At 72.1% G+C, this 20,453-nt stretch carries 16 protein-coding genes and 1 pseudogene; 14 read left to right on the top strand and 3 right to left on the bottom strand.

The genetic code is table 11. The features are described from left to right. The first annotated feature begins 70 nt into the window (after positions 1–70). The 10 genes from IPQ09_09925 (at position 71) to IPQ09_09880 (ending at position 12,724) form a co-directional block, all read left to right on the top strand. A complete protein-coding gene (locus tag IPQ09_09925; GenBank protein MBL0194519.1) occupies positions 71–856 on the top strand; it encodes a hypothetical protein in 786 nt (261 codons plus the stop codon). A 120-nt stretch (positions 857–976) separates the two neighbouring features. Beyond that, a complete protein-coding gene (locus IPQ09_09920) occupies positions 977–3,256 on the top strand; it encodes a hypothetical protein (protein MBL0194518.1) in 2,280 nt (759 codons plus the stop codon). Positions 3,257–3,308: 52 nt separating this feature from the next. Next, the gene (locus IPQ09_09915; protein MBL0194517.1) at positions 3,309–3,950 is read left to right on the top strand and encodes a lamin tail domain-containing protein; all 642 of its coding nucleotides are present in this window, start codon (positions 3,309–3,311) and stop codon (positions 3,948–3,950) included. 152 nt (positions 3,951–4,102) lie between these two features. Then, complete coding sequence (locus IPQ09_09910; protein ID MBL0194516.1) at positions 4,103–5,638, top strand: hypothetical protein; 1,536 nt, start codon at positions 4,103–4,105, stop codon at positions 5,636–5,638. Positions 5,639–5,712: 74 nt separating this feature from the next. After that, complete coding sequence (locus IPQ09_09905; GenBank protein MBL0194515.1) at positions 5,713–7,215, top strand: hypothetical protein; 1,503 nt, start codon at positions 5,713–5,715, stop codon at positions 7,213–7,215. A gap of 63 nt (positions 7,216–7,278) precedes the next feature. Then, positions 7,279–8,655 carry an L-serine ammonia-lyase gene (locus IPQ09_09900; GenBank protein ID MBL0194514.1) on the top strand — a complete coding sequence of 459 codons (1,377 nt, stop codon included), beginning with the start codon at positions 7,279–7,281 and terminating at the stop codon, positions 8,653–8,655. Next, the gene (locus IPQ09_09895; protein MBL0194513.1) at positions 8,655–8,951 is read left to right on the top strand and encodes a hypothetical protein; all 297 of its coding nucleotides are present in this window, start codon (positions 8,655–8,657) and stop codon (positions 8,949–8,951) included. Before IPQ09_09900 ends, IPQ09_09895 begins: the two co-directional genes overlap by 1 nt. Positions 8,952–9,024: 73 nt before the next feature. Then, on the top strand, positions 9,025–9,690 hold the full coding sequence (locus IPQ09_09890) for a response regulator transcription factor (protein ID MBL0194512.1): 666 nt from the start codon (positions 9,025–9,027) through the stop codon (positions 9,688–9,690). Between the two features lie 7 nt (positions 9,691–9,697). Continuing rightward, positions 9,698–11,047, top strand: coding sequence for a HAMP domain-containing histidine kinase (locus IPQ09_09885; GenBank protein MBL0194511.1), 1,350 nt, complete (start codon positions 9,698–9,700; stop codon positions 11,045–11,047). A gap of 54 nt (positions 11,048–11,101) precedes the next feature. After that, positions 11,102–12,724, top strand: coding sequence for an ABC-F family ATP-binding cassette domain-containing protein (locus IPQ09_09880; protein ID MBL0194510.1), 1,623 nt, complete (start codon positions 11,102–11,104; stop codon positions 12,722–12,724). A gap of 49 nt (positions 12,725–12,773) precedes the next feature. Here IPQ09_09880 and IPQ09_09875 read toward each other — a convergent pair whose 3' ends face one another. Then, complete coding sequence (locus IPQ09_09875; GenBank protein MBL0194509.1) at positions 12,774–13,877, bottom strand: DUF1704 domain-containing protein; 1,104 nt, start codon at positions 13,875–13,877, stop codon at positions 12,774–12,776. A gap of 212 nt (positions 13,878–14,089) precedes the next feature. Here IPQ09_09875 and IPQ09_09870 point away from each other — a divergent pair, with 212 nt between their 5' ends. Beyond that, entirely contained in the window at positions 14,090–15,184 is a 1,095-nt protein-coding gene (locus IPQ09_09870) for an SUMF1/EgtB/PvdO family nonheme iron enzyme (protein ID MBL0194508.1), read from the top strand. Positions 15,185–15,235: 51 nt separating this feature from the next. Beyond that, on the top strand, positions 15,236–16,525 hold the full coding sequence (locus IPQ09_09865) for a hypothetical protein (protein ID MBL0194507.1): 1,290 nt from the start codon (positions 15,236–15,238) through the stop codon (positions 16,523–16,525). A gap of 29 nt (positions 16,526–16,554) precedes the next feature. Here IPQ09_09865 and IPQ09_09860 read toward each other — a convergent pair whose 3' ends face one another. Then, entirely contained in the window at positions 16,555–17,379 is an 825-nt protein-coding gene (locus IPQ09_09860) for a hypothetical protein (protein MBL0194506.1), read from the bottom strand. 53 nt (positions 17,380–17,432) lie between these two features. Further along, positions 17,433–19,074 (bottom strand): annotated as a pseudogene (locus IPQ09_09855) (fumarate hydratase). A gap of 239 nt (positions 19,075–19,313) precedes the next feature. On the opposite strand from IPQ09_09855, the gene IPQ09_09850 reads away from it, so the two are divergent. Further along, on the top strand, positions 19,314–19,655 hold the full coding sequence (locus IPQ09_09850; protein MBL0194505.1) for a CidA/LrgA family protein: 342 nt from the start codon (positions 19,314–19,316) through the stop codon (positions 19,653–19,655). After that, positions 19,652–20,353: an LrgB family protein gene (locus IPQ09_09845; protein MBL0194504.1), complete on the top strand. Its 702-nt coding sequence runs from the start codon at positions 19,652–19,654 to the stop codon at positions 20,351–20,353. The genes IPQ09_09850 and IPQ09_09845 overlap by 4 nt, the downstream gene beginning before the upstream one ends. Positions 20,354–20,453: the final 100 nt, after the last annotated feature.

The raw sequence follows: 20,453 nt of genomic DNA, 5'->3' as shown, positions 1-20,453 counted from the left end.
CACACAAACGTCAATTTTAGCGCATTTATCGACGTTCTCGGTTTGGCACACACCGTGCGTAAGGGGCAGCATGCGCCACATCCTCCTCGCCGCCGCCGCTCTCCTCGTCACCGCGTCTGCCGCCTGCGCGGACCCGTCCACCGTCCCCGATGGGTTCACGTCCGCGTGCGAGCCCGTCGTCGGCCTCCGCCTCGCCGCGGGCCTCCGCCCGGCGAAGGACGTCGACTTCGTCGGCTTCCGCACCGAGTCCACCCAGCTCGTGGAGTCGTCTGCCGGTAGCCCCGCCACCGACGGGCCGTGCCCCGCGGGTGCGGCGTGCCCTCCCCGCCCGACGACGCCGAGCGCGCCAAGGACAGGGTGGATCGCCCAGTGGTCGGCGCGCTTCTCGGACGACGTGCGCGGCGTCCCCTGCTCGGGCGCCTCGGACCGACCGACCTGCGAGAGGCGCGTCGCCGAGCTACGCCTGATCGCGAGCGAGTGCGACGGCTTCAGCGTGGTGCCGAAGGTGGCGGCGCCGGGAGGCGCGGTACGCTCCACCGGCGAATGCACGATGAGCTACCTCGTCTACACGCGGGGCGACGAGGTGGGTACCGTCTCGACCGACGAGTCGGCGCGCACGTTCCTGGGCGACATCAACAGCCCGCAGGAGGCCATCTTGCTGGCCAAGCTGGGCGGCGAGGCCTTCAGCTGCGACGCCACCTCGCCCGCCGCGTACGCGCCCGCCTCGGACGGCTACGAGCTGAGCTCCAGCAAGGTGTCGGTGGACCCGAGCGGCACCCCGGTCGCGTGCCGGCGCCGCATCCTGCAGGTCACCAAAGACGGCGTCGTGCGCTTCCTCCGCCAAGAGGACTGCTGACCCTCGAAGACGCCGCGCGTCGCGCGTGGCATCCTCTCTTCGCCCTTCGCTCTCTCTCGCCCCGTTCGCGCGACACCCAACCCGACCCATGCTTCAGCCCAGCTCCACGGGAGTGCCACGATGACGACGTCGCGCACCACGACCCCCGACACGCGCGCGACTCGCCCCGTGCGGGCCACGGCGTGGGTCGGGCGCGCCTTCGTGGCCCTGGCCCTCGCGGTGGCCGCCGCGACCGCGCCTTCGCTCGCGGCGTGCTCGTCGCCCGTCGCACCGCCCGACGAGGGCGACGGCGATCTCAGCGACGCGGAGCTCGCGCGCACGCTCTCGCTCCCGTCGCTGAGGTCGGCGAGGGCCTTCCGCGCCTTCGCGACCGAGGGCGGCGGCTTCGGACAGGCCGGCCACGTCATGAAGTACTTCATCGACGCGCGGAGCGGCGGCGACGTGACCTACTTCATCAACTCCAACTACAAGCTCGGCGGTACGAGCCCGCTCTACGCGCAGTACCACTACGACTTCGCGAGGCACGCGCTCGGCGTGTCCGACGACCCGACGACCTTCAACGACGGCACCTACTACGGTGACGACAAGCGCTACATCGCCGGCTCGATCCAGACGTACACGCTCGGGGGCGAGGCGACCCCCACGTACGCGATCCAGTTCTACCCGGACGACGTCATCCACGAGGAGGGCCTGCTCCGCGCTGTCGAGATCCTACGGCCTCGCCTCCAGGTGAAGGGCGTGCGCTACGCCGTGGTCACCACCGGGCCCCAGCAGACCTTCGCCCGGGTGGCGGACCGCCTGCGCGCCCTCGGCGTAGAGCCGCTCACCATCGACCAGGTGCTCGGCACGGTGAAGTACCTGCCGCTGAACCCCGGCGAGGCGTGGGGCTATCTGCGCATTTTTCCGAAAGACTACGGCAACTTGCACCCCACCGATCTCCCGGTGTTCGACGAGCTGCCGCTCGATCTGTCGGTGGTGGCGGGGACGATCACCCGGTCGTACCAAGACGTGACCTCGCACGTGAACCTGAAGAGCAAAGAGCGCGGCACGCCCAACATGGTGCTGCGCGATGCGTCGCCCGAGCACCCGGAGCTCGCGCGGTTCGCCGACAAGCCCGTGCACCTCGTCGTGGGAAAGGCCGGCTACCTGCTCGAGGAGACCACGCCCGAGCTCGTCCTCGCCAAGCTCCGCGAGCGCACCAGCAAGCCGTGGGTCCCCCTCCCCGTGACGCGCGAGCCGGACCTGCGCTCCTACGACGCGATGTGCTCCGTGCTCGGGCCGGCGTGCGCGCAGGACGGGGGCCGGTACGGCGGCAAGGCGCTCGGGCTCGGCTTCCTCGCGAGCCCCAGCGTGCTCGGGCGCTACGCCGACCCCGCGAGCGTGAGCCGGCGCCTCGGCTACGACCTCGCGCCGTTCGGCTTCGGCGTGCCCGTGCAGCGCTACCGCGACTTCCTCGATCACAACCCCGAGGTGAAGGCCAAGGTCGACGCGCTCGTCCTGGCGGAGAAGGGCGGCGAGCTGTCGTCCAACGAGCGGGCCGCGCGCGTCGCCGAAACGCAGCGGGCCTTCTACGCGGGGCGCGTGCCGCCGGCGCAGCTCGCCGAGCTCACCGCCGAGGTGGCCGCGCTCGCCACGCGCCTCCCCGCGATGGACGAGCTCAAGTTCCGCTCCTCGGCCAACGCCGAGGACATCCCCGGCTTCGACGGCGCGGGCCTCCACGACAGCTTCTCGGTGAAGCTCGCGGCGCGAGACAACGCCGAGCTCTCCTGCGCCATCGAGGTCGACACCTCGGGCGTGGCCACGAAGCTGAAGGTGAACCCGCGCACCCCGCAGTGCGCGGTGAAGGCGGTGTACGCGAGCCTCTGGAACAAGCGCGCGATCGAGGAGCGCTCGTTCGCCCGCCTCGACCACGCGACGAGCGCGATGGGCCTGGCCGTCGTGCCCGCCTACGACACCGAGGCCGACGTGGTCGCCAACGGCGTCGTCATCACGCGGGTGGTGAACGGGGCCGGCATCGCGGGGTACACGATCGCGCTCCAGCAGGGCAACGAGCTGGTCACGAACCCCACGCCCGGCACGAGCGCGCAGCACTCGCTCGTCACGTTCAGCGCCGATCCCTCGCGCCCCGACCGCATCACGCTCCTGCGGGCCGCCACGCCCACGCCTTACGGCCCGCCCCTCGCCACGTCCGTGCTGCCCGAGGCCAAGATCGCCGAGCTCGTGGGCGTCGTGCGCGCGGTCGAGAGCGCACACTGCACGGTTACTCCTGGGTACACCGCGAGCCCGTGCCCGTTCGTCCACTTCGACACGCGGAAGCCGGCCGCGCTGGACCTCGAGTTCAAGGTGCTCGCGAACGGGCACCTGGTCATCAAGCAAGTACGGGAATTTCATGGACAATAGAGCTGTTCGACCGCGGAGGCGCTGGAGGTGGGTCGCGTTTGGGCTAGGCGTCGTGGGGCCACTCGCGCTCGCCCTCGGCACCTACGCGTGCTCGACGTCCGAGCCCCCGGCGCCCGACGCCGGCGCGGACACAGGCCCGCCCCTCCCCCCCATCCCACCCCTGCCCCCGCCCTTCGACGCCGCCGGCGACGCCGCGCGGGACACCGGCGTGGCCTTCGACGCGGGCACGAACCTCTCGGCCGCGGCGATCCTCATCAACGAGATCTCCGGCGGTGACGAGTGGGTGGAGCTCGTGAACAGCGGCGCCGCGGCGGAGGACCTCGGCGGACTGCGTCTCGCCGACCGCGACAAGGCCACCGGTGAGCCGAAGCTCGCCGAGGCCGTGACCTTCCCGCCTGCCACCGTGCTCGCGAGGGGCGAGTACCTGCTCGTGCGCGGCGGCGGAGCGGGTGACGGCGGGCGAGCCTGTCCCGACGGCGGCCAGCGCCACTGCTTCAACGCCGAGTTCGGCATCAGCAACAAGAGCGGCGAGACCCTGTTCCTCCTCGCCGCGGACGGCGGGACGCTCGGCAAGGTGGTCTACCCGCCCGACGCCTCCTCCGGGAGCCGCAGCTACGCGCGCATTCCCAGCGGTGAGCCCGACGCGTCCTTCCAGAGCTCCCCGGAGACCCCCGGCGCGCCGAACGTACCCTGACGCCCCCCCCGAAAAAGGGTGAGCGTCACGAGGTTGATACGGCGGCAGGAGAACGGTACGCTGAGCGGTCCTGAGCTTACCGTTGGAGGCCCGATGACCCGGTTCCGCATCTCGCTTTTGTGCGCTTCGACGTTCTTCGCAGGCTTGCTCGCGTGCGCGACCTCGGCGGTCACGCCCGACGACGAGCCGGACGCCGCGCCCTCACGCCCGTCACGCCCGTCACGGACGGTGCGTCACCCGACAGGAGCGCGCCGGCCACCGACGCGACGCCCGACACTCGGCCACAAGACGCGCAGCCGGATCGCGCCGACGTGGTGGTCGTCGACGCGCGGCCCGACGCCGCCGACGCGGCGGACAGCGGCTTCACGCCCTACCCGGGCGATCCCTTCGACCCGCGGGCGCCGAAGGAGGGCGACCCGTGCCCGGCCGGGACGCCCGTGAACGCGATCCTCGATCGCCGCTGTGGCAAGTGCGGCGTCCAGAAGGCGTTCTGCGAGACGGGCAGCGTGGTCGGGACCTACGGGCCGTGCCTCGGCGAGAAGACGGCCGCCGTCAACTGCCTCCCCGCGGCGCGCGAGGTCTCGCAGTGCGGGCTCTGCGGCAGCCAGACCCGCCAGTGCGACGCCGCGTGCTTGTGGGTCGAGAGCGCGTGCCTGGGCGAGGTGACCGGCGGGTGCCTCTCCGGCGAGGTGAAACACATCGAGGGGCTCTGCGCCGACCCCGCCCACGTCCGGCGCCAGCAGTGCTCGGGGACCTGCACTCCCGGCGCGCCCGCGCCCTGCGGACCCCAGGTCGCCGACGAGGTCGTGGCCTCCCCCACGGTGGGCGGCGTCGTGAGCGGCATCTTCAACACCTCGAGCACAGCCCGCACCGTGGAGCGCCTGGTCGCGGGCGTGTGCGGCACCCCTGCGAGCATGACGACGACGAAGACGCCCTTCCACTACGCGCGGGTGACGAACCCGAGCGCGACGTCGGTGAACGTGACCGTGACGCACGTGGTGCCGCCGGGCGCCACCAAGCTCACCGCGGTCACGGCGGCCTACGAGGGCGCCACGACCATTCCCGATCCGGGGAACCGCATCAACTGCACCGCGCAGATCACCTCGGTCACGACTACGGCGGGGTCCGGCGCCCTCACCTTCAACGTGCCCCCCGGCGGGAGCGTCGTCGTGTACACGGGCACCACCTCGGCCACCGCCGCCGGACGCCTCAAGCTCGAGGTGAAGACGAACTTCGTCGGCCCCGAGCCCGCGCCCGCGGTCGACCACGACGTCATGTTGTCCCCAAACTCGGGCGAGACCGTGACGGAGCCCGTGTCGTTCGTGACGACCCAGACGATCACGCGCGTGTCGACCGGGGCGTGCCCGCGCACGCTCCTCACCACCCTCGCGCCGTACCGCTACATCCGCGTCACGAACCCCACGGGCGGGACACTCGTGGCCGATCTGTCGCTCGCGACCGGGGTCAACACGACGCTCGTGGCCTACCGCGGCCTCTCCGCGCCGCCGCTCACGAGCGAGCGAAACGCGTGCTTCGGCACGAACAACGACTCGTGCGGGGCGACGGTGCCCGGCGCGGACTCCTGCGTGCCGGCGATCTCCTTGGCGGCTGGCGAGAGCGTCTACCTGCTCGCGCAGGTCACGACGAACGTCGCGGGTGCGACCACCTTCAGCGCCACCACGCAGTAGCCGCGACCGGTACGACGACGCGTCGCGCGTCGCGTTTCTGCGCGCAGCGCGCGGCTTGCGTTAGGCTGAGGTTCGTGGCGACCCCGGAGCACAGCGCCCGATTTCGGTTCTTCTCGCTCCTGGGCGCCGCGTGGGCGCGCGTCGAGGGCTGGTGGGTCGGGGTCCGCGCCCTCTTCCGACGGCGCCGACGGCGCCTGCAGGCGGAGGCCCGCATCGTCGGGGCCGAGGTGCTGCAGCTCGGCGCGCAGCTCTGGGACAAGGTCGACGATCTGCCGTTCGTGCCCGCTTCGTTCCGGCTCACGCCGATTCGAACGCAGTTCTACGGCCACGGCGCGTTCATGGGCGCGTCGCCCGCGCTGCTCGCCGACGCGAAGTGGAAACGCATCCTCGCGTTCCTCATGCCAGACGTGTTCGAGCAGATCCGCGCGGCGCTCGAGGCCGGCGCGGACCCCACGAAGATCATCCCGATGCTCGAGAACAACCCCGTCGTGGCGGCCTTCGGCGTGGCGCGAGGGGCCGAGTCGGTCGGCGACGACGAGAGCCCGCTCCACCTCTCCGGCATCGAGTGGGACCTCTTCGTCGATCGCGATCTCTTCCCCGCGTGGGAGGCCGCCCGGGGCGACGCGGCGGCGCTCGACGCGCTCATGGAGCGCGTGCTCGACACCTCGCTCATCGCGCACGCGACGCCCGCCGACACCATCCAAGAGGCGATGGGCATCTGCCAATACCAGGACGTCCGCAAGACGCCGAAGACCGGGCTCGGCGGGGTAGAGGTCGACTCCTGGCTCGACCTCTTCGCGCGCGCGCTCACCCTCGGCAAGGCCGACGACCTCGGCGACGCGATCGGGGCGATGGCGAACGATCCGCGCAGCCCGTCGGACGAGGAGTGCATGCGAAACACCTTCGCGCCGCCCTGGCCCGTGCGCCGCGCGGTCGCGGTGCACCGGGAGGTGACGGGCAAGCCGAGTCTCTCGGTCATCATCGAAATCAAGAGCCTCCGCAGCACCCCGGAGTTCCTGCGCGATCTCGTGCGCGCGTTGAACGAGCGCGGCGTGCACGTGGTGGCCGTAGGCGCCTTCCTGCGCGAGGAGATCGAGGGCGTCTCGAGCGCCAGCCAGGTCGTCGACGGCGTGTCCTACCCGGGGCCGCGGGAAATCCAGTTCTTCCACTACGCCGGCGATCTCCAGGCCGCGTGCGACGCGGGCCGCGTGGCGCACGGCCAGAGCGTGATGTTCAACGGCGCGAGCCTCCTCGACACCGTAAAATCGAGCTCGGGCCGCCCCGTGTACAGCTCGAGGATCCGCGTCACCGCGGAGCTCGACGAGTACCGGCGACGCTTCGGGCTGCACGTGGGCTTCTACGTGCAGGAGGGCGACTGCGACCACGCGGCCGCATCGCTCCTGTCCGATCTGTGCGAGGCCAACCCGGAGACGTTCGAGCTCGGGTTCGCGTGGGGGGGCCTCCGCGACCAGGCGCACCTCGACGCGTCGGAGGTGGCGCGCCTCGGCTACGGCGGCCAGAAGGTGCTCGAGATGCTCGGGCAAGCTCGGCAGTGGCGCCTCGCTGGAAAGCGCTGACGCCGCGCTTGTGGCGCGCAGGCCGCGGGGCGATCATGCCTCGTGCACCTCAGCCTGTTCGACATGTTCACCATCGGGATCGGACCGTCGAGCAGCCACACCGTGGGGCCGATGCGCGCAGCCCGGCGCTTCGTCGACGACCTCGACACGAGCGCCCTGCTCGCGCGCGTCAGCGGCCTCAAGGTGGAGCTCTTCGGCTCCCTCGGGCACACCGGGAAGGGCCACGGCAGCGATCTCGCCGTGCTGCTCGGCCTCGAGGGCGAGCGCCCCGAGGACGTCGATCCGGACGCCGCACCCGCCCGCGTCGAGGCGATCCGCGCGGCGCGTGAGGTGCGGCTGCTCGGCTGGGCCAACGTCCCGTTCGACCCCGCGGATCTCGTCTTCCACAGGCGCCGCAGCCTGCCCCTCCACCCGAACGGCATGCGCTTCACCGCCCAGCTCCGCGCGCTCCCAGGCGCGGACGGCGACGCGGCGCCGGAGGAGGTCTCGCGGATCTACTACTCGGTGGGCGGCGGCTTCGTCGTGAACGACGGCGCCGTGGAGCCCGCGCTCCCCGGAGCGCTCGAACGACCGCGGCCACCCTACCCCTTCGCCAACGGGGTCGAGCTGCTCGCCCTCACCGAGCGACACGGACTGTCGATCAGCACCCTCATGCTCGAGAACGAGCGCGCGCTGCGGTCCGAGACCGAGCTGCGCGACGGCCTGAGCCGCATCGTGCACGCGATGCGGCGGTGCGTGCAGCGCGGGTGCGAGCGAGAGGGCGTCCTCCCGGGAGGCCTCAAGGTGCGTCGCCGCGCGGCAGCGCTGCACCGCAAGCTCACCTGCGACACGCGCACGACCGATCCTCTCGTCGCGATGGACTGGGTGAACCTGTGGGCGCTCGCCGTGAACGAGGAGAACGCGGCCGGCGGACGTGTTGTCACCGCGCCCACCAACGGGGCCGCGGGCATCCTCCCCGCCGTGTTGCACTACTACCTCCGCTTCATCCCCAACGCGGGCGACGACGGCGCCCACCGATTCCTGCTCACCGCCGCCGCGATAGGCACTCTGTACAAGCGAAACGCCTCCATCTCGGGCGCCGAAGTGGGCTGTCAGGGGGAGGTGGGCGTCGCCTGCAGCATGGCGGCCGCCGGCCTCGCCGAGGTGCTCGGTGGCACCCCCGAACAGGTGGAAAACGCAGCAGAAATTGGCATGGAGCACAATCTTGGGCTCACGTGCGACCCCGTCGGGGGGCTCGTGCAAGTGCCGTGCATCGAGCGCAACGCGATGGCCTCGGTCAAGGCCATCAACGCCGCGCGGCTCGCGCTCTCGGGCGACGGAAAACACAGCATCTCGCTCGACAAGGTGATCGCGACCATGCGCCAGACCGGGGCCGACATGATGACGAAGTACAAGGAGACCGCGCGCGGCGGGCTCGCCGTGAATATCATCGAGTGCTGATGACCCGCACTCGACGCGATGTTCTGCTCGCCGTCGCGGTGGCCGCCGCGGCGGGCCTCGCCTCGTTCGCGGTGCTCCGCGACCGGGGTGCCCCGGCGCCGGCCCGCGCCCCGGCGCCGCCTTCCGCGACCGCCACGTTCTTCGCCGCTCCCCCGCCCGAGGGCCCGCGCGGCTACGGGGGCGAGAGCGAGGCCGACGCCCACCACTCGATCCGCGCGCTCGCCACCCCGCCGGAGCGCGTGCCGGTCAGCTCGGCGCGCGCCCCGAGCCTAGCCGGCCACAGCCCCGGCTTTTAGCGCGTCGAGGGCGCCGCCTCCGCGCAGCAGCCTACGATTCCGCGCGGGCTCCGCGCGCTGCTACGCTGAGCGCGTGCACATCCTCGTGATTGAAGACGACCCCAAGCTCAGCGACTTCCTCGTCCGCGTCCTCCACGACGAGGGCCACACGACCGCGGTAGCCGACACCGGCGCCGCGGCGCTGGAGCGCGCGCCCCTCGCCGCCTTCGACGTCATCCTCCTCGACTGGATGCTCCCCGACGCGAACGGCCCCGACGTCGCGCGACGACTGCGCGCGAGCGGCCTCACGACCCCGGTGTTGATGCTCACCGCCCGCGGCGAGAGCAGCGACAAGGTGACGGGCCTGCGCGCCGGCGCGGACGACTACCTCACGAAGCCCTTCGACGTCGACGAGCTGCTCGCCAGGGTCGCGGCCCTCGCGCGCCGCGGACGCATCGGGGCGGCGCTCGACGTCGGCCCGCTCTCCCTCGATCGCCTCACGCGGAGGGCGACCCTCGACGGGGCGCCGCTCGACCTCACCGCGAAGGAGTTCGCGCTGCTCTCGCGCCTGGCGCTCGCAGGGAACGACGCGGTTCCTCGCGCGACGATCCTGCTCGACGTCTGGCAGCTCAAATTCGACCCGGGGTCGGGGGTGCTCGACGTCCACGTGAGCCGCCTCCGCGACAAGCTCGGGGCGATGGCGTGGATGGTCGAGACCGTCCGCGGAGTGGGCTACCGCCTCCGCGCCGAGCGCCCCTAAGCTCCGCATGAGCCTCCGCTTTCGTCTCCTCGCGGCGACCGTGCTGCTCACCGCGGTGACCCTCGGCCTCGTCTTCGGTGCGCTCTTCCAGCAGTTCGCGCGGCTCCCGGAGGCGCGCCTGGACCGGCGGCTCCGCGACGACGCCGCGGCGGAGGCGGCGGACGCCCCCGCCCGCGACTTCCGGTTTCTCCCAAGGCCTACGCCGGTCCCAGCCGTGTTCTACGGCGATCAAGATCGCCCCATCACCGCGTCGGGCGCCTTCGCCACCAAGCCACCGTCGCGCACCTACATCGCCCACGACGCGGACGATGCGTTCAACTTCACCCACGACGGGGTCCGCTACCGCGCTGTGTTCGTCTCGGTGCCAGGGCACCCGCAGAAGGCGCTGCTCGTCGCCGCCCCGCGCGCGGAGCTCGACGATCTCTCCGAGGCCCGTCGCGACGCGCTGGCCCTCGCGTACGTGGCCGCGCTCGTGTGGACCTCGCTCGTCACCCACCTCGTGGCGCGCAGGGTCACGCGAGACCACGAACGCATCGCCGAGGTCGCGCATCGCGTCACCTCGGGCGATCTGTCCGCGCGGGTCGGGGTGCGGTCCGGCGACGCCGAGCTCATGCAGCTCTCCACCGACATCGACGACATGGTCGACACCATCGCGACGCTGCTGGCGGCGCAGCGTCGCTTCCTCGCCAACGCCGCGCACGAGCTCCGGTCTCCGCTCACGAAGCTCTACGGCGAGCTCCAGCTCGCGGTGCGCAAGGACCGCGAGGCCCCCGAGCTGCGGCGCGCGATCCGCTCGGCGCTCGAGTCGACCGAAGCGCTGAAGGAGCTCACCGACGACCTCCTGACCCTGGCCCGGACGGGGGTCGACGCCGAGCCCGAAGATGCGTCGCTGGAGGCGATCGTGGGGAACGCCGTCGACCTCGCGCGCGCACGCGCCGACGAGCTAGGAGTGTCCTTCGAGCTGTCCGGGCTGGAGATCACCGTGTCGGGGCGCCCGAGCGACCTCGCGCGCCTCTTCCGAAACCTCATCGACAACGCCGTCACGCACTCCCCACGCGGCGCGCTGGTCCGCGTGACCTGCGCTCGCGAGGGCGCGCTCGCCGTGGTCGTCGTCGAGGACGAGGGCGACGGGGTGCCAAAGTCGGATCGCGCACGCATTTTCGAGCCCTTCTTCCGCGGCGCCCGGTCGCGCGCCCGGGCCGAGGGAGGCTCGGGCCTCGGCCTCGGGATCGCGCGCGAGGTGGCCCGAAGCCACGGCGGAGACGTCGCGCTCGAGGACAGCCCGTGGGGCGCACGCTTCGTGGTCGAGCTGCCCATCGCCGCCACCCGCCCCTCCAGGACCAGCTACAGCGAGTAGCTTGAAACCCGGCGCTCGCGTTGTCGCGGCGGCTCGTGTATCGAGTCGCCCCTCATGATCCGGCTCGACTCGATTGGGCGCCAGCACGGCCAGCAGATCCTCTTCACCGACGCCTCGGCCGCGATCAATCGCGGCGAGAAGGTAGGGCTCGTGGGCCCGAACGGCTCGGGCAAGACCACGATATTTCGAATGATTTTGAAGGAGGAGACCCCCGACACGGGGACGGTCTCCGTCGACCGAGGCACCACCATCGGCTACTTCAGCCAGGACGTCGGCGACATGCACGGCGCGACCGTGGTCGCGATGGCGATGGCCGGCGCGGGGGCGGTGGCCGAGGTCGCGAGCGAGCTCCGTGAGCTCGAGGGGGCCTTCTCGGATCCCGATCGGGCCGACGAAATGGACGCCCTCGTCCAGCGCTACGGCGAGGCGCAGGCCCGCTTCGAAGAGCTCGGCGGGTACGCGCTCGAGGGGCGCGCGCGCGAGGTGCTCGCGGGGCTCGGCTTCGCCCAGGAGGTGATGGACGGCCCCGTGGAGAGCCTCTCGGGCGGCTGGAAGATGCGCGTGGAGCTCGCGCGCGTGCTCCTCATGCGACCCGACGTGCTCCTGCTCGACGAGCCCACGAACCACCTCGACCTCGAGTCGATCCTCTGGCTGGAGGGCTACTTGAAGTCGTTCGACGGCGCGCTCGTCATGACCTCCCACGACCGCGAGTTCATGAACCGCATCGTGAGCAAGATCCTGGAGATCGACGGCGGCGAGCTCACCACGTATTCGGGCAACTACGACTTCTACGAGCGCCAGCGTGCGATCGCCGAGCGCAACGCCGAGGCCCAGTACGAGCGGCAGCAGGCCATGCTCGCGAAGGAGGAGGCGTTCATCGCGCGCTTCAAGGCCCGCGCGAGCCACGCGGCGCAGGTGCAGTCGCGCGTGAAGAAGCTCGAGAAGATCGAGAAGGTCGAGCCTCCCAAGCGCCGGCGCAAGGTGTCGTTCGACTTCCCGAAGCCGCCGCGCTCGGGCGAAGACATCGTGAGCCTCGAGGGCATCGACAAGTCGTTCGGGAGCCGGCGGATCTACTCGGCCTTCACGATGCTCATCCGGCGGCGCGAGCGCTGGTGCGTGATGGGCATCAACGGCGCGGGCAAGTCCACGCTGCTCAAGCTCGTGGTGGGGCAGCTCGCGCCCGACGCGGGCAAGGTGTCGGTGGGACCGAGCGTGAAGGTTGGGTACTTCTCGCAGCACGCGATGGACCTCCTGTCCCCCGACGACTCCGTGTGGGACTCGCTCGTGAAGGACTTCCCGAAGGCCTCGGTGGGCGCCCTGAAGACGCTGGCGGGTGTGTTCGGCTTCTCGGGGGACGACGTCGAGAAGCGCTGTCGCGTGCTCTCCGGCGGCGAGAAGGCGCGCGTGGTGCTCGCCAAGATGCTCTTCGATCCGCCGAACTTCCTGGTGCTGGACGAGCCCACGAACCATCTCGACATGGACACCAAGGAGATGATGATTTCGACGCTGAAGGACTTCGAGGGGACCATGCTCTTCGTCTCCCACGACCGTCACTTCCTCGCCGAGCTGTCGAACCGCGTGCTCGAGATCAACGCGGGCGACGCTCGGCTCTACGGCGGAGGTTACAGCGAGTACGTGGCCGAGAGCGGCCACGAGGCGCCCCTCCGCGCGGGCTAGCCTCGGAGGCGAGCGCGCGCGAGGCGCGCCGATCGATTCGAGGGCAGCGTCAGTCGAGGGGATGCCCGGCGAGCGCGCGCGCCGCTGCGAGCGAGATCTGGCCGCCCGACACGAGCCCCTCGAGGTGGGGTTCCTCGGCGAAGGCGGCCCGGAGCCGCAGCCACGCGTCGAGGTAGACGCGGTCGCGCGCCAGTCCGAGACAGACGCCGTCTCCACCACGGTAGACGCGCTCGGCGAGCCGCGCGGCGGCCCCGGCCTCGAACGCGTGCCGAGTCATCAGGGCGCGCGCACACTCGCCATACGATGCCCCGTCGACGGCGAGCTGGACGGCCACGCGCCGCGCGGAGAGCTCGCGGCGCCGCGCCGGGCCGAGGAAGCCGCCGCGCTCCTCGAGCAGCAGCGCGTAGCCCTCCTGGTCGTCCGTGGCGCGCGCCGCCCCAAAGCGAAAGAGGGCGAGCGGCGCGGCGGCCGCGCGCACGCGGGGGAGCACGTGGCCGTCGAGCTCGTGGAGGACGGTGCGGGGTACGTCGTCCCCTCGGGTCTCGCGGCCGTGCGCGACGAAGACCGCGCCGTCGCCGGTTGCCGCGAGCGCGGAGAGCCCCTCCACCACACAGACGCGAAACGGGATGCCGCGCGCGGAGAGCTCGGCGCGCATCCGAGACACGAGCGAGGACGGGGACGGATCGTGCGACGGGAGCGAGGGCCCGAGGGCGGCCTCCGGCTCGTGGTCGCCCACGTGCTCACGCGCGAAGTCGAGGCCGCGATCGACGCCCTCAGCCTCGAGGAAGCGGCGCGCGGCGAGCGGGCCGAAGGCGCCCGTGCCCACGGCGCCCACGAGCGCACACTCGAGCGCGAGCTCCTCGGCGCGCGCGAGGTAGAGGGCCGCGAGGGGCCCCTCGACGCCTTCGAGCGCGCGCGCGAGCCGCGTGAGGCGGGCCCGCAGCTCGCCTCGGCCGCCGCGGCCGTAGCGCCACCGGGGGCGCGGGCACTCGCCACGCGCGAGCGCCTGCGCGAGCCGCGCGCGCTCTTCGGTGAGGTTCACGGGGGTCGCCGCGCCGAGGAGGCGAGCCTCACGCGCCGCCTCAGCCAGGAGCTCGGCCGCTGGACGCAGGGCGCGGGCTTGCGACGAGGCCTCTCGGAGCTCGAGGTTCATGGCGCCACCTCGCCTGCGGCTCGGGCCCGCCATAGGCCTTCGTTCGCCCCTGCGGGGCTCACTTCCAGGTTCACGGGGTCAGACTACCGCGGGTGCGGCGCGGCGCCCCCGCTCCTCGCGCCGCCCGGTCGATCTCGCCCCCGCCTCGCGCAGCCGATCGTGCGCCCGTTTCTTTGCCTCGCGCGCCTCGCGGGGGGAGACTCCACCTCCCCATGAGAGCCCACTTCGTCGTCGTCGCCCTCGCCTGTGGCTCGCTCGTGGGCGCAGCCGCGTGCAGCCACGCGGAGCCCGACGACGCGGCGGCCGCGACCGCGCGCAAGGCCAGCGCCGCGCCCGCCCCGACGCCCCCCGACGCCACCGCCGACGGCGCCGACGCCTCGATCGACGCGGCGCCCCTGGTGGAGGGCGGCGCCTCGTCGGCCGCGTGTCCCGCCGACATGGTGTACGTCGACACGGAGTTCTGTCCGAAGGTCGAGCGCGAGTGCGTGGAGCTCGAAAAGGACACGACGAACCACCTCAAGATTTGCCACGAATACGCGAAGGGAAAGCAGAAGTGCCTCGTGCCTACCGAGCACCGCCAGTTCTGCATCGACCCGTACGAGTACCCGAACAAGGCGGGCGGCCACCCCGCGTGGAACGCGACTTGGTATGAAGCGCAGGCGTCGTGCGAGGCCCACGGGAAGCGCCTCTGCTGGAGCAGCGAGTGGACCGCCGCGTGCGAGGGTCCGGAGCACACGCCCTTCCCCTACGGGTGGAAGCGCGATCACGACGTGTGCAACATCGACAATTTCTATGTGAACCCTGAGAAGAAGTACGGGGCGTTCCTGTTCTCGTCGAAGGACCCGGAGACGCGCCTCGCCGAGCTGTCGCGACTCGACCAGAGCGTGCCGTCGGGCTCGATGCCTGGCTGCAAGAGCGGCTTCGGCGTGTACGACCAGACTGGCAACTTCGACGAGTGGGCCATTCACGACGAAAAAGCCGTCGAGAAGTCCCGCTTCGCGGCGCTGAAGGGCGGCGCGTGGGGTCACGTCAGAAACCAGTGCCGGCCCTCGAGCCACGCGCACACGCCCGACGAGTGGTACTACTTCTGGTCGTTCCGCTGCTGCAAGGACGCGGCCGGCGCGCCCTCGTGGAAGCCCCCGGCCGACGCCGGCAACACCCCCGCGCCCACGGTGGAGGCGCACGACTTCTTCCCCGATCCCATCATCGCGAAGAGCCCGCCAGGCCCGTCGAAAGCCAAGTTCGACTACCGCGACGACCGCCGGCGGAAGGCCAAGGCGGCGCCAGCGACGGGCCCTGGAAAATAGTTACTCCCGTGACGAGCGCGCGACGGGCGCGTCGCGTATCCTCGCGGGTCCATGCGGCCCTCGCTTTCCCCCGCCCTGCGCCGTCCCTTCCATGCGGTCTTGGTCCTGGCGGGGCTCGGGCTCACGGGGCTCGGCTGCGAGGTCGTCGTCACGAGCACCGCGTCGGCGCCCGGGCCCTCGGCGACGACTCCGACACCGCCGGCGGAGCCCTCGACGACGCCGGGCGAGCCGGCGCCAAGCCCGCGCGACGCCGGCCGGCCGCCGAGCGATGCGGGCGCAGACCGTAACGCACCCGACGCGAGCCCCGCGCCCTCCGTCGCCACCTTCGGCCGCTGGGACACGCGTGACCCGGCGGGCCCTCGCGCCGCGTGGCCCGGCAGCAAGCTGCGCCTGAGGTTTCGCGGCACCGAGGTGTCGCTCACGCTCGATGAGCTGCCGGGCGCAGGCGGACCCAGCGAGTGGGACGTCGCGGTCGACGGCGTGTGGCGGGCCGCGCCGCTGGTGCTGAGCCCGGGCCGCTCGACCTACCGCCTGGCGGAGGGCCTCCCCGCCTCGGAGCACACGCTCGAGCTCTATCGCCGCACGGAGGCCGTGGGCGGGCGCACGCAGCTCCTCGGCGTGGGCCTCGGCGCGGGTACGCTGCTCCCGGCTCCCGGGCCTCGGCGGCGCGTCTTCGAGTTCCTGGGAGACTCTCTCACCAACGGCTACGGCATCGCCGGCCCGGGCCCTCAGTGCCCCTATTCCGCCGCGACCCAGAACTTCCACACCACCTTCGCGGCGCAGGTCGCGAGCGCGCTCGACGCCGACGAGGTCGGCGTGGCCTACCAGGGCAAGGGCCTCACGAAGAACTACCGGCGCGGGAGCCCGCTGCTCTTCCCCGAGCTCTACGACCGCGCGCTGCCGGACGACGCGCTCAGCGTGTGGGCGCCCTCCCGCCTCGTGCCGGACGCCGTGTTCGTGATGGTGGGCGCCAACGACTTCCTCCAGGAGCGCCCCCAGGTGTTCGACCCGCCCGACCTCGCGGCCTTCGAGGCGGCGTACGAGGCGCTGCTCACGCGCGCGCGGTCGAGCGCCCCGCAGGCGCACATCTTCGCGCTCGTCGGCCCCACGCAGACCGACGCCACGCCCGCGCGCTACGGCGCACGCACCGACCAGACGGCCGCGGTGACGACCGCCGTGACCGCGCGCCAGCGGGCGGGTGACGCGCGAGTGCACTACGTCGCGCTCGCGCCCGAGCCCACCACCGAGCTCGGCGGCTGCGACTACCACCCGAGCCAGGCGGTGCACGACCGCGCGGCGGCCGCGCTCATTCCAGTGGTGAGAGCGCTCGCGGGCTACTGAGCGCGGCGGCGCGGCGCTCGGCGACTTGGCTACCGCCCGCGGTACGGCCCCGCCTCGCGTCGCGCGAGCGCCAGCGCGACCGTGTGGGCGAGGATGTCGACGGCGCTCGCCGAAGACGCTGTCATGGTCAGGCCGAGGGCGCTTCCGCTGGCGCCCGCCAGCGACACCTTCTCGCGTACGCCAACCCGGAGCGACACGAGCCGTGCGTCGTACGCGGCGTCGGGCGCCCGCTCGCGGAGCAGGGCGATGACCCGCTCGAAGTTCTCCGCCTGAGTGGGCCTCACGTCGGCGCCGAGGCCCGCGTATCGCGCGCGCGTAGCCCCGAAGAGCACGGGCTTGCCGACGCGACGAAAGAGGTAGAGCACCGCCTCGCGATCGTCGGTGCTCTTCTTGGCCTCCTTGGTGACGGTCTTCGTGAGCATGAGCCCGCCGGAGAGCGCGAGCCGGCCGAGGCTGACGGAGGTCTGCTTGGTGGACACCGTGGACTCGGTGCGGGTCTGATGGACGGCGCGCACGAGGGCGACCAGATCGGGGAACTCGACGCGCTCGTCGGGCCGGCCGTGGCACGCGCACACGAGCGCGGCGGCCTCCAGCGTGAACGATCGTACGGTGGGCATGACGTCGCTCGCGGCGACCACCGACGCGTCGAACGCGACGGCGTCGTGGCCCCGCGCTCGGACGCGGCCGAGCAGCCACGCCGCGCGCTCGCGGTCTGCCACGCGGAGGAGGATCGACGGCGGTCCGCTCCGCAGGAGCTGCCCGGCGTCGTACGGCGTGACGCCCAGATCCGCGGCGAGGGCCGGCACCTCTTCCTCTACGGTGCGCGCGAGCGCGAGGAGCGCGACGACGAACATCACGTGAGCGTAGCAAACCCGCGGAGCGACGGGACGAGAGGCGACGGCGACCGCTACGCCACCGGCAGGCGCTTCGAGGCCCCGTCCATGTCGGCGAAGAAGTCGTTGCCTTTGTCGTCGACGACGATGAACGCCGGGAAGTCGACGACGTCGATCTTCCAGACGGCCTCCATCCCGAGCTCCGGGTACTCGAGCACGCTCACCTGCTTGATGCAGTCCTGCGCGAGGCGCGCCGCCGGGCCGCCGATGGAGCCCAGGTAGAAGCCCCCGTGCACTCTGCACGCATCGGTCACGGCGCGGGAGCGGTTGCCCTTCGCGAGCATCACGAGGCTCCCGCCGTTCTTCTGGAACAGCTCGACGTACGAGTCCATTCGGCCCGCCGTGGTGGGACCGAACGCGCCCGACGCGTAACCTGCCGGGGTCTTGGCGGGGCCGGCGTAGTACACGGCGTGGTTGCGCATGTAGTCGGGCATGCCGAGGCCCGCGTCGAGGCGCTCCTTGATCTTCGCGTGCGCGATGTCGCGCGCGACGATCAGCGAGCCCGAGAGCGAGAGGCGCGTACGGATGGGGTAACGTGACAGCTCGGCGCGCACCTCGGACATCGGGCGGTTCAGGTCGACGTTCACGCACTCGCCGCCGAGGGCCTCCTCCCTGGGCTCAGGCAGGTACTTCGCGGGATCCGACTCGAGCGCCTCGAGGAACACTCCGTCGCGGGTGATCTTGCCGAGCGCCTGCCGGTCGGCCGAGCACGACACCGCGATCGCCACGGGGCACGAGGCGCCGTGCCGGGGCAGCCGCACCACGCGCACGTCGTGGCAGAAGTACTTGCCGCCGAACTGCGCGCCGATGCCCGTCCGCCTGGGTCAGCTCGAGCACCTCGGCCTCGAGCTCGAGGTCGCGGAAGCCGTGGCCCGTCATGCTGCCGTGCGCGGGGAGCGCGTCGAGGTAGCGCGCCGAGGCGAGCTTCGCGACCTTGAGGGCGTGCTCCGCGCTGGTGCCACCCACGACCACGGCGAGGTGGTACGGCGGGCACGCCGCGGTGCCGAGCGAGCGCACCTTCTGCTCGAGAAACGCGAGCAGGCTCGCGGGGTTGAGGAGGGCCTTGGTCTCCTGGAAGAGATACGATTTGTTGGCCGAGCCGCCGCCCTTGGCCATGAAGAGGAACTTGTAGGCGTCGCCGTCGGTCGCGAAGATTTCGATCTGCGCGGGGAGGTTCGTGCCCGTGTTCTTCTCCGTGTACATGTCGAGCGGCGCGAGCTGCGAGTACCGCAGGTTCGACGTCGCGTACGTCTGGTAGATGCCGCGCGCGATGGCCTCTTCGTCGCCGCCGCCGGTGTAGACGCGCTGGCCCTTCTTGCCCATCACGATGGCGGTGCCGGTGTCTTGGCACATGGGCAGCACGCCGCCCGCCGCGATGTTCGCGTTCTTCAGGAGGTCGAGCGCGACGAAGCGATCGTTGGGCGACGCCTCGGGGTCCTCGAGGATGCGGGCGAGCTGCGCGAGGTGCGAGGGGCGCAGGAGGTGCGCGATGTCGCGCATGGCCTCCTGGGTGAGCTTGGTGAGCGCCTCGGGCTCGACGCGGAGGAAGGTGGCGCCGGCCGCGTCGAACGTGGACACGTGGTCGCCGGTGATCTTGCGGTAGGAGGTCGTGTCCTCGCCGAGGGGCAAGAGCTCAGTAAACGCAAAGTCCGCCATAGCATCTCCTGGTTCGCGTGGGGCCGAGTCCGGCGCGGGGTCGTGCCCGCCGCGGCCACCTCTGCCGCGACCGCGGCTGGGGTTACAGCACGGGCCGGCGACGGCGTCATCGACGCTCGCGGCCACGGGCGCGAAATTCGACCCCGGGAGGGCGCTCTGCAGCGCGGGACGCGCGGCACGGGACGCGGCCAGGCGCGCGCCACGCCCACACGCCAGGCAAGTGTGCTCTGCTCCCGCCCATGCTGCGAGGCCTCCTGCTCGTGTCCTTTTTCACCGCGCTCGGCGAGGCGTTCGAGCGCCTCGCGCGCTTGCCCCTGCCCGGCCCGGTCCTCGGCCTCGTGGCGCTGCTCGTCGCGCTCAGGGCGGGGCTCGTGCCGCGGGCCGCGATCGCCGAGGCCTGCGGCGCGCTCACGGGGCGCATGGCGCTCTTCATCGTGCCGGCGGCGGTGGCCATCTTTGGCCCTACGAGCGTGGAGCTCATCTCGAGCGCGCTCGTGCCCGTCGTGGTCGCCTCCGTGGTGAGCACACTCGTGGTGTTCGCCGTGGTCGGGCTCACCGCGCAGCGCATGGCTCGGTCATGATCGGGGAGGTCGGCCTCGCCGTCGCGCTCTTCACCGGGACGCTCGCGCTCTACGAGGGATTTCGCGCGCTCCAGGCGCGGGCGCGGGCGCAGCGCGCGTGGCTGAACCCGCTGGTGCTTACGATCGTGTGCGTGGGCCTCGCCCTGCGCGCGCTCCACCTGCCGCTCGCCACCTACCGCGAGGCCACGCGGCCGCTGTCGTGGCTCGTGGGTCCTTCGGTCGTGGCCCTCGCGTACGTGCTCGACGCGCGGCTCGACGAGCTGCGCGACCGCGCCCGCGCCGTGCTCGTGTCGCTCACGCTCGGCGCCGTGAGCGGCGCGTTCACGGCGGTGCTCGTCGCGCGCGCGCTCGGCGCCTCGCGCGTGGTCGTCGCGTCGCTCGCTCCCAAATCCGCGACGACCGCGATCGCCGCGCCGGTGGCCGCACGCCTCGGTGGGGATGCCTCCCTCGCGGCCGTGGTCGTGGTGCTCGTGGGCGTCGTCGGCGCGCTCATCGGTCCAGCGCTCCTCCGCGCGCTCGGCGTGCGTGATCGCCACGCGTTCGGGCTCGCGATGGGCGCCGCCGCGCACATCGTGGGGACCGCCCGCGCCCGGGAGGAGGGCGCCGCCGAGGAGGGGGCGAGCGCCGCCGCGATGGTGATCCACGGGGTGCTCACCGCGGTGCTCGCGTGGGTCGCCGTGAGGGTGGCGGGCCCCTAGTCCCCTGGAGTCGTGGTTCGTATCAGAAGTCCGGTCTTCGGTGTCATGCCGAGGAGCGATGGGGTGCCCCGTTTTCGGCGGCGGCGGGCCCGTCCTCAAC

This window comes from Myxococcales bacterium (assembly GCA_016720545.1).
Classification (GTDB): Bacteria; Myxococcota_A; Polyangia; order Polyangiales; family Polyangiaceae; genus JAAFHV01.
The sequence above is the reverse complement of the archived record's forward strand: the minus strand, read 5'-3'. Positions and strand labels throughout refer to the sequence as shown.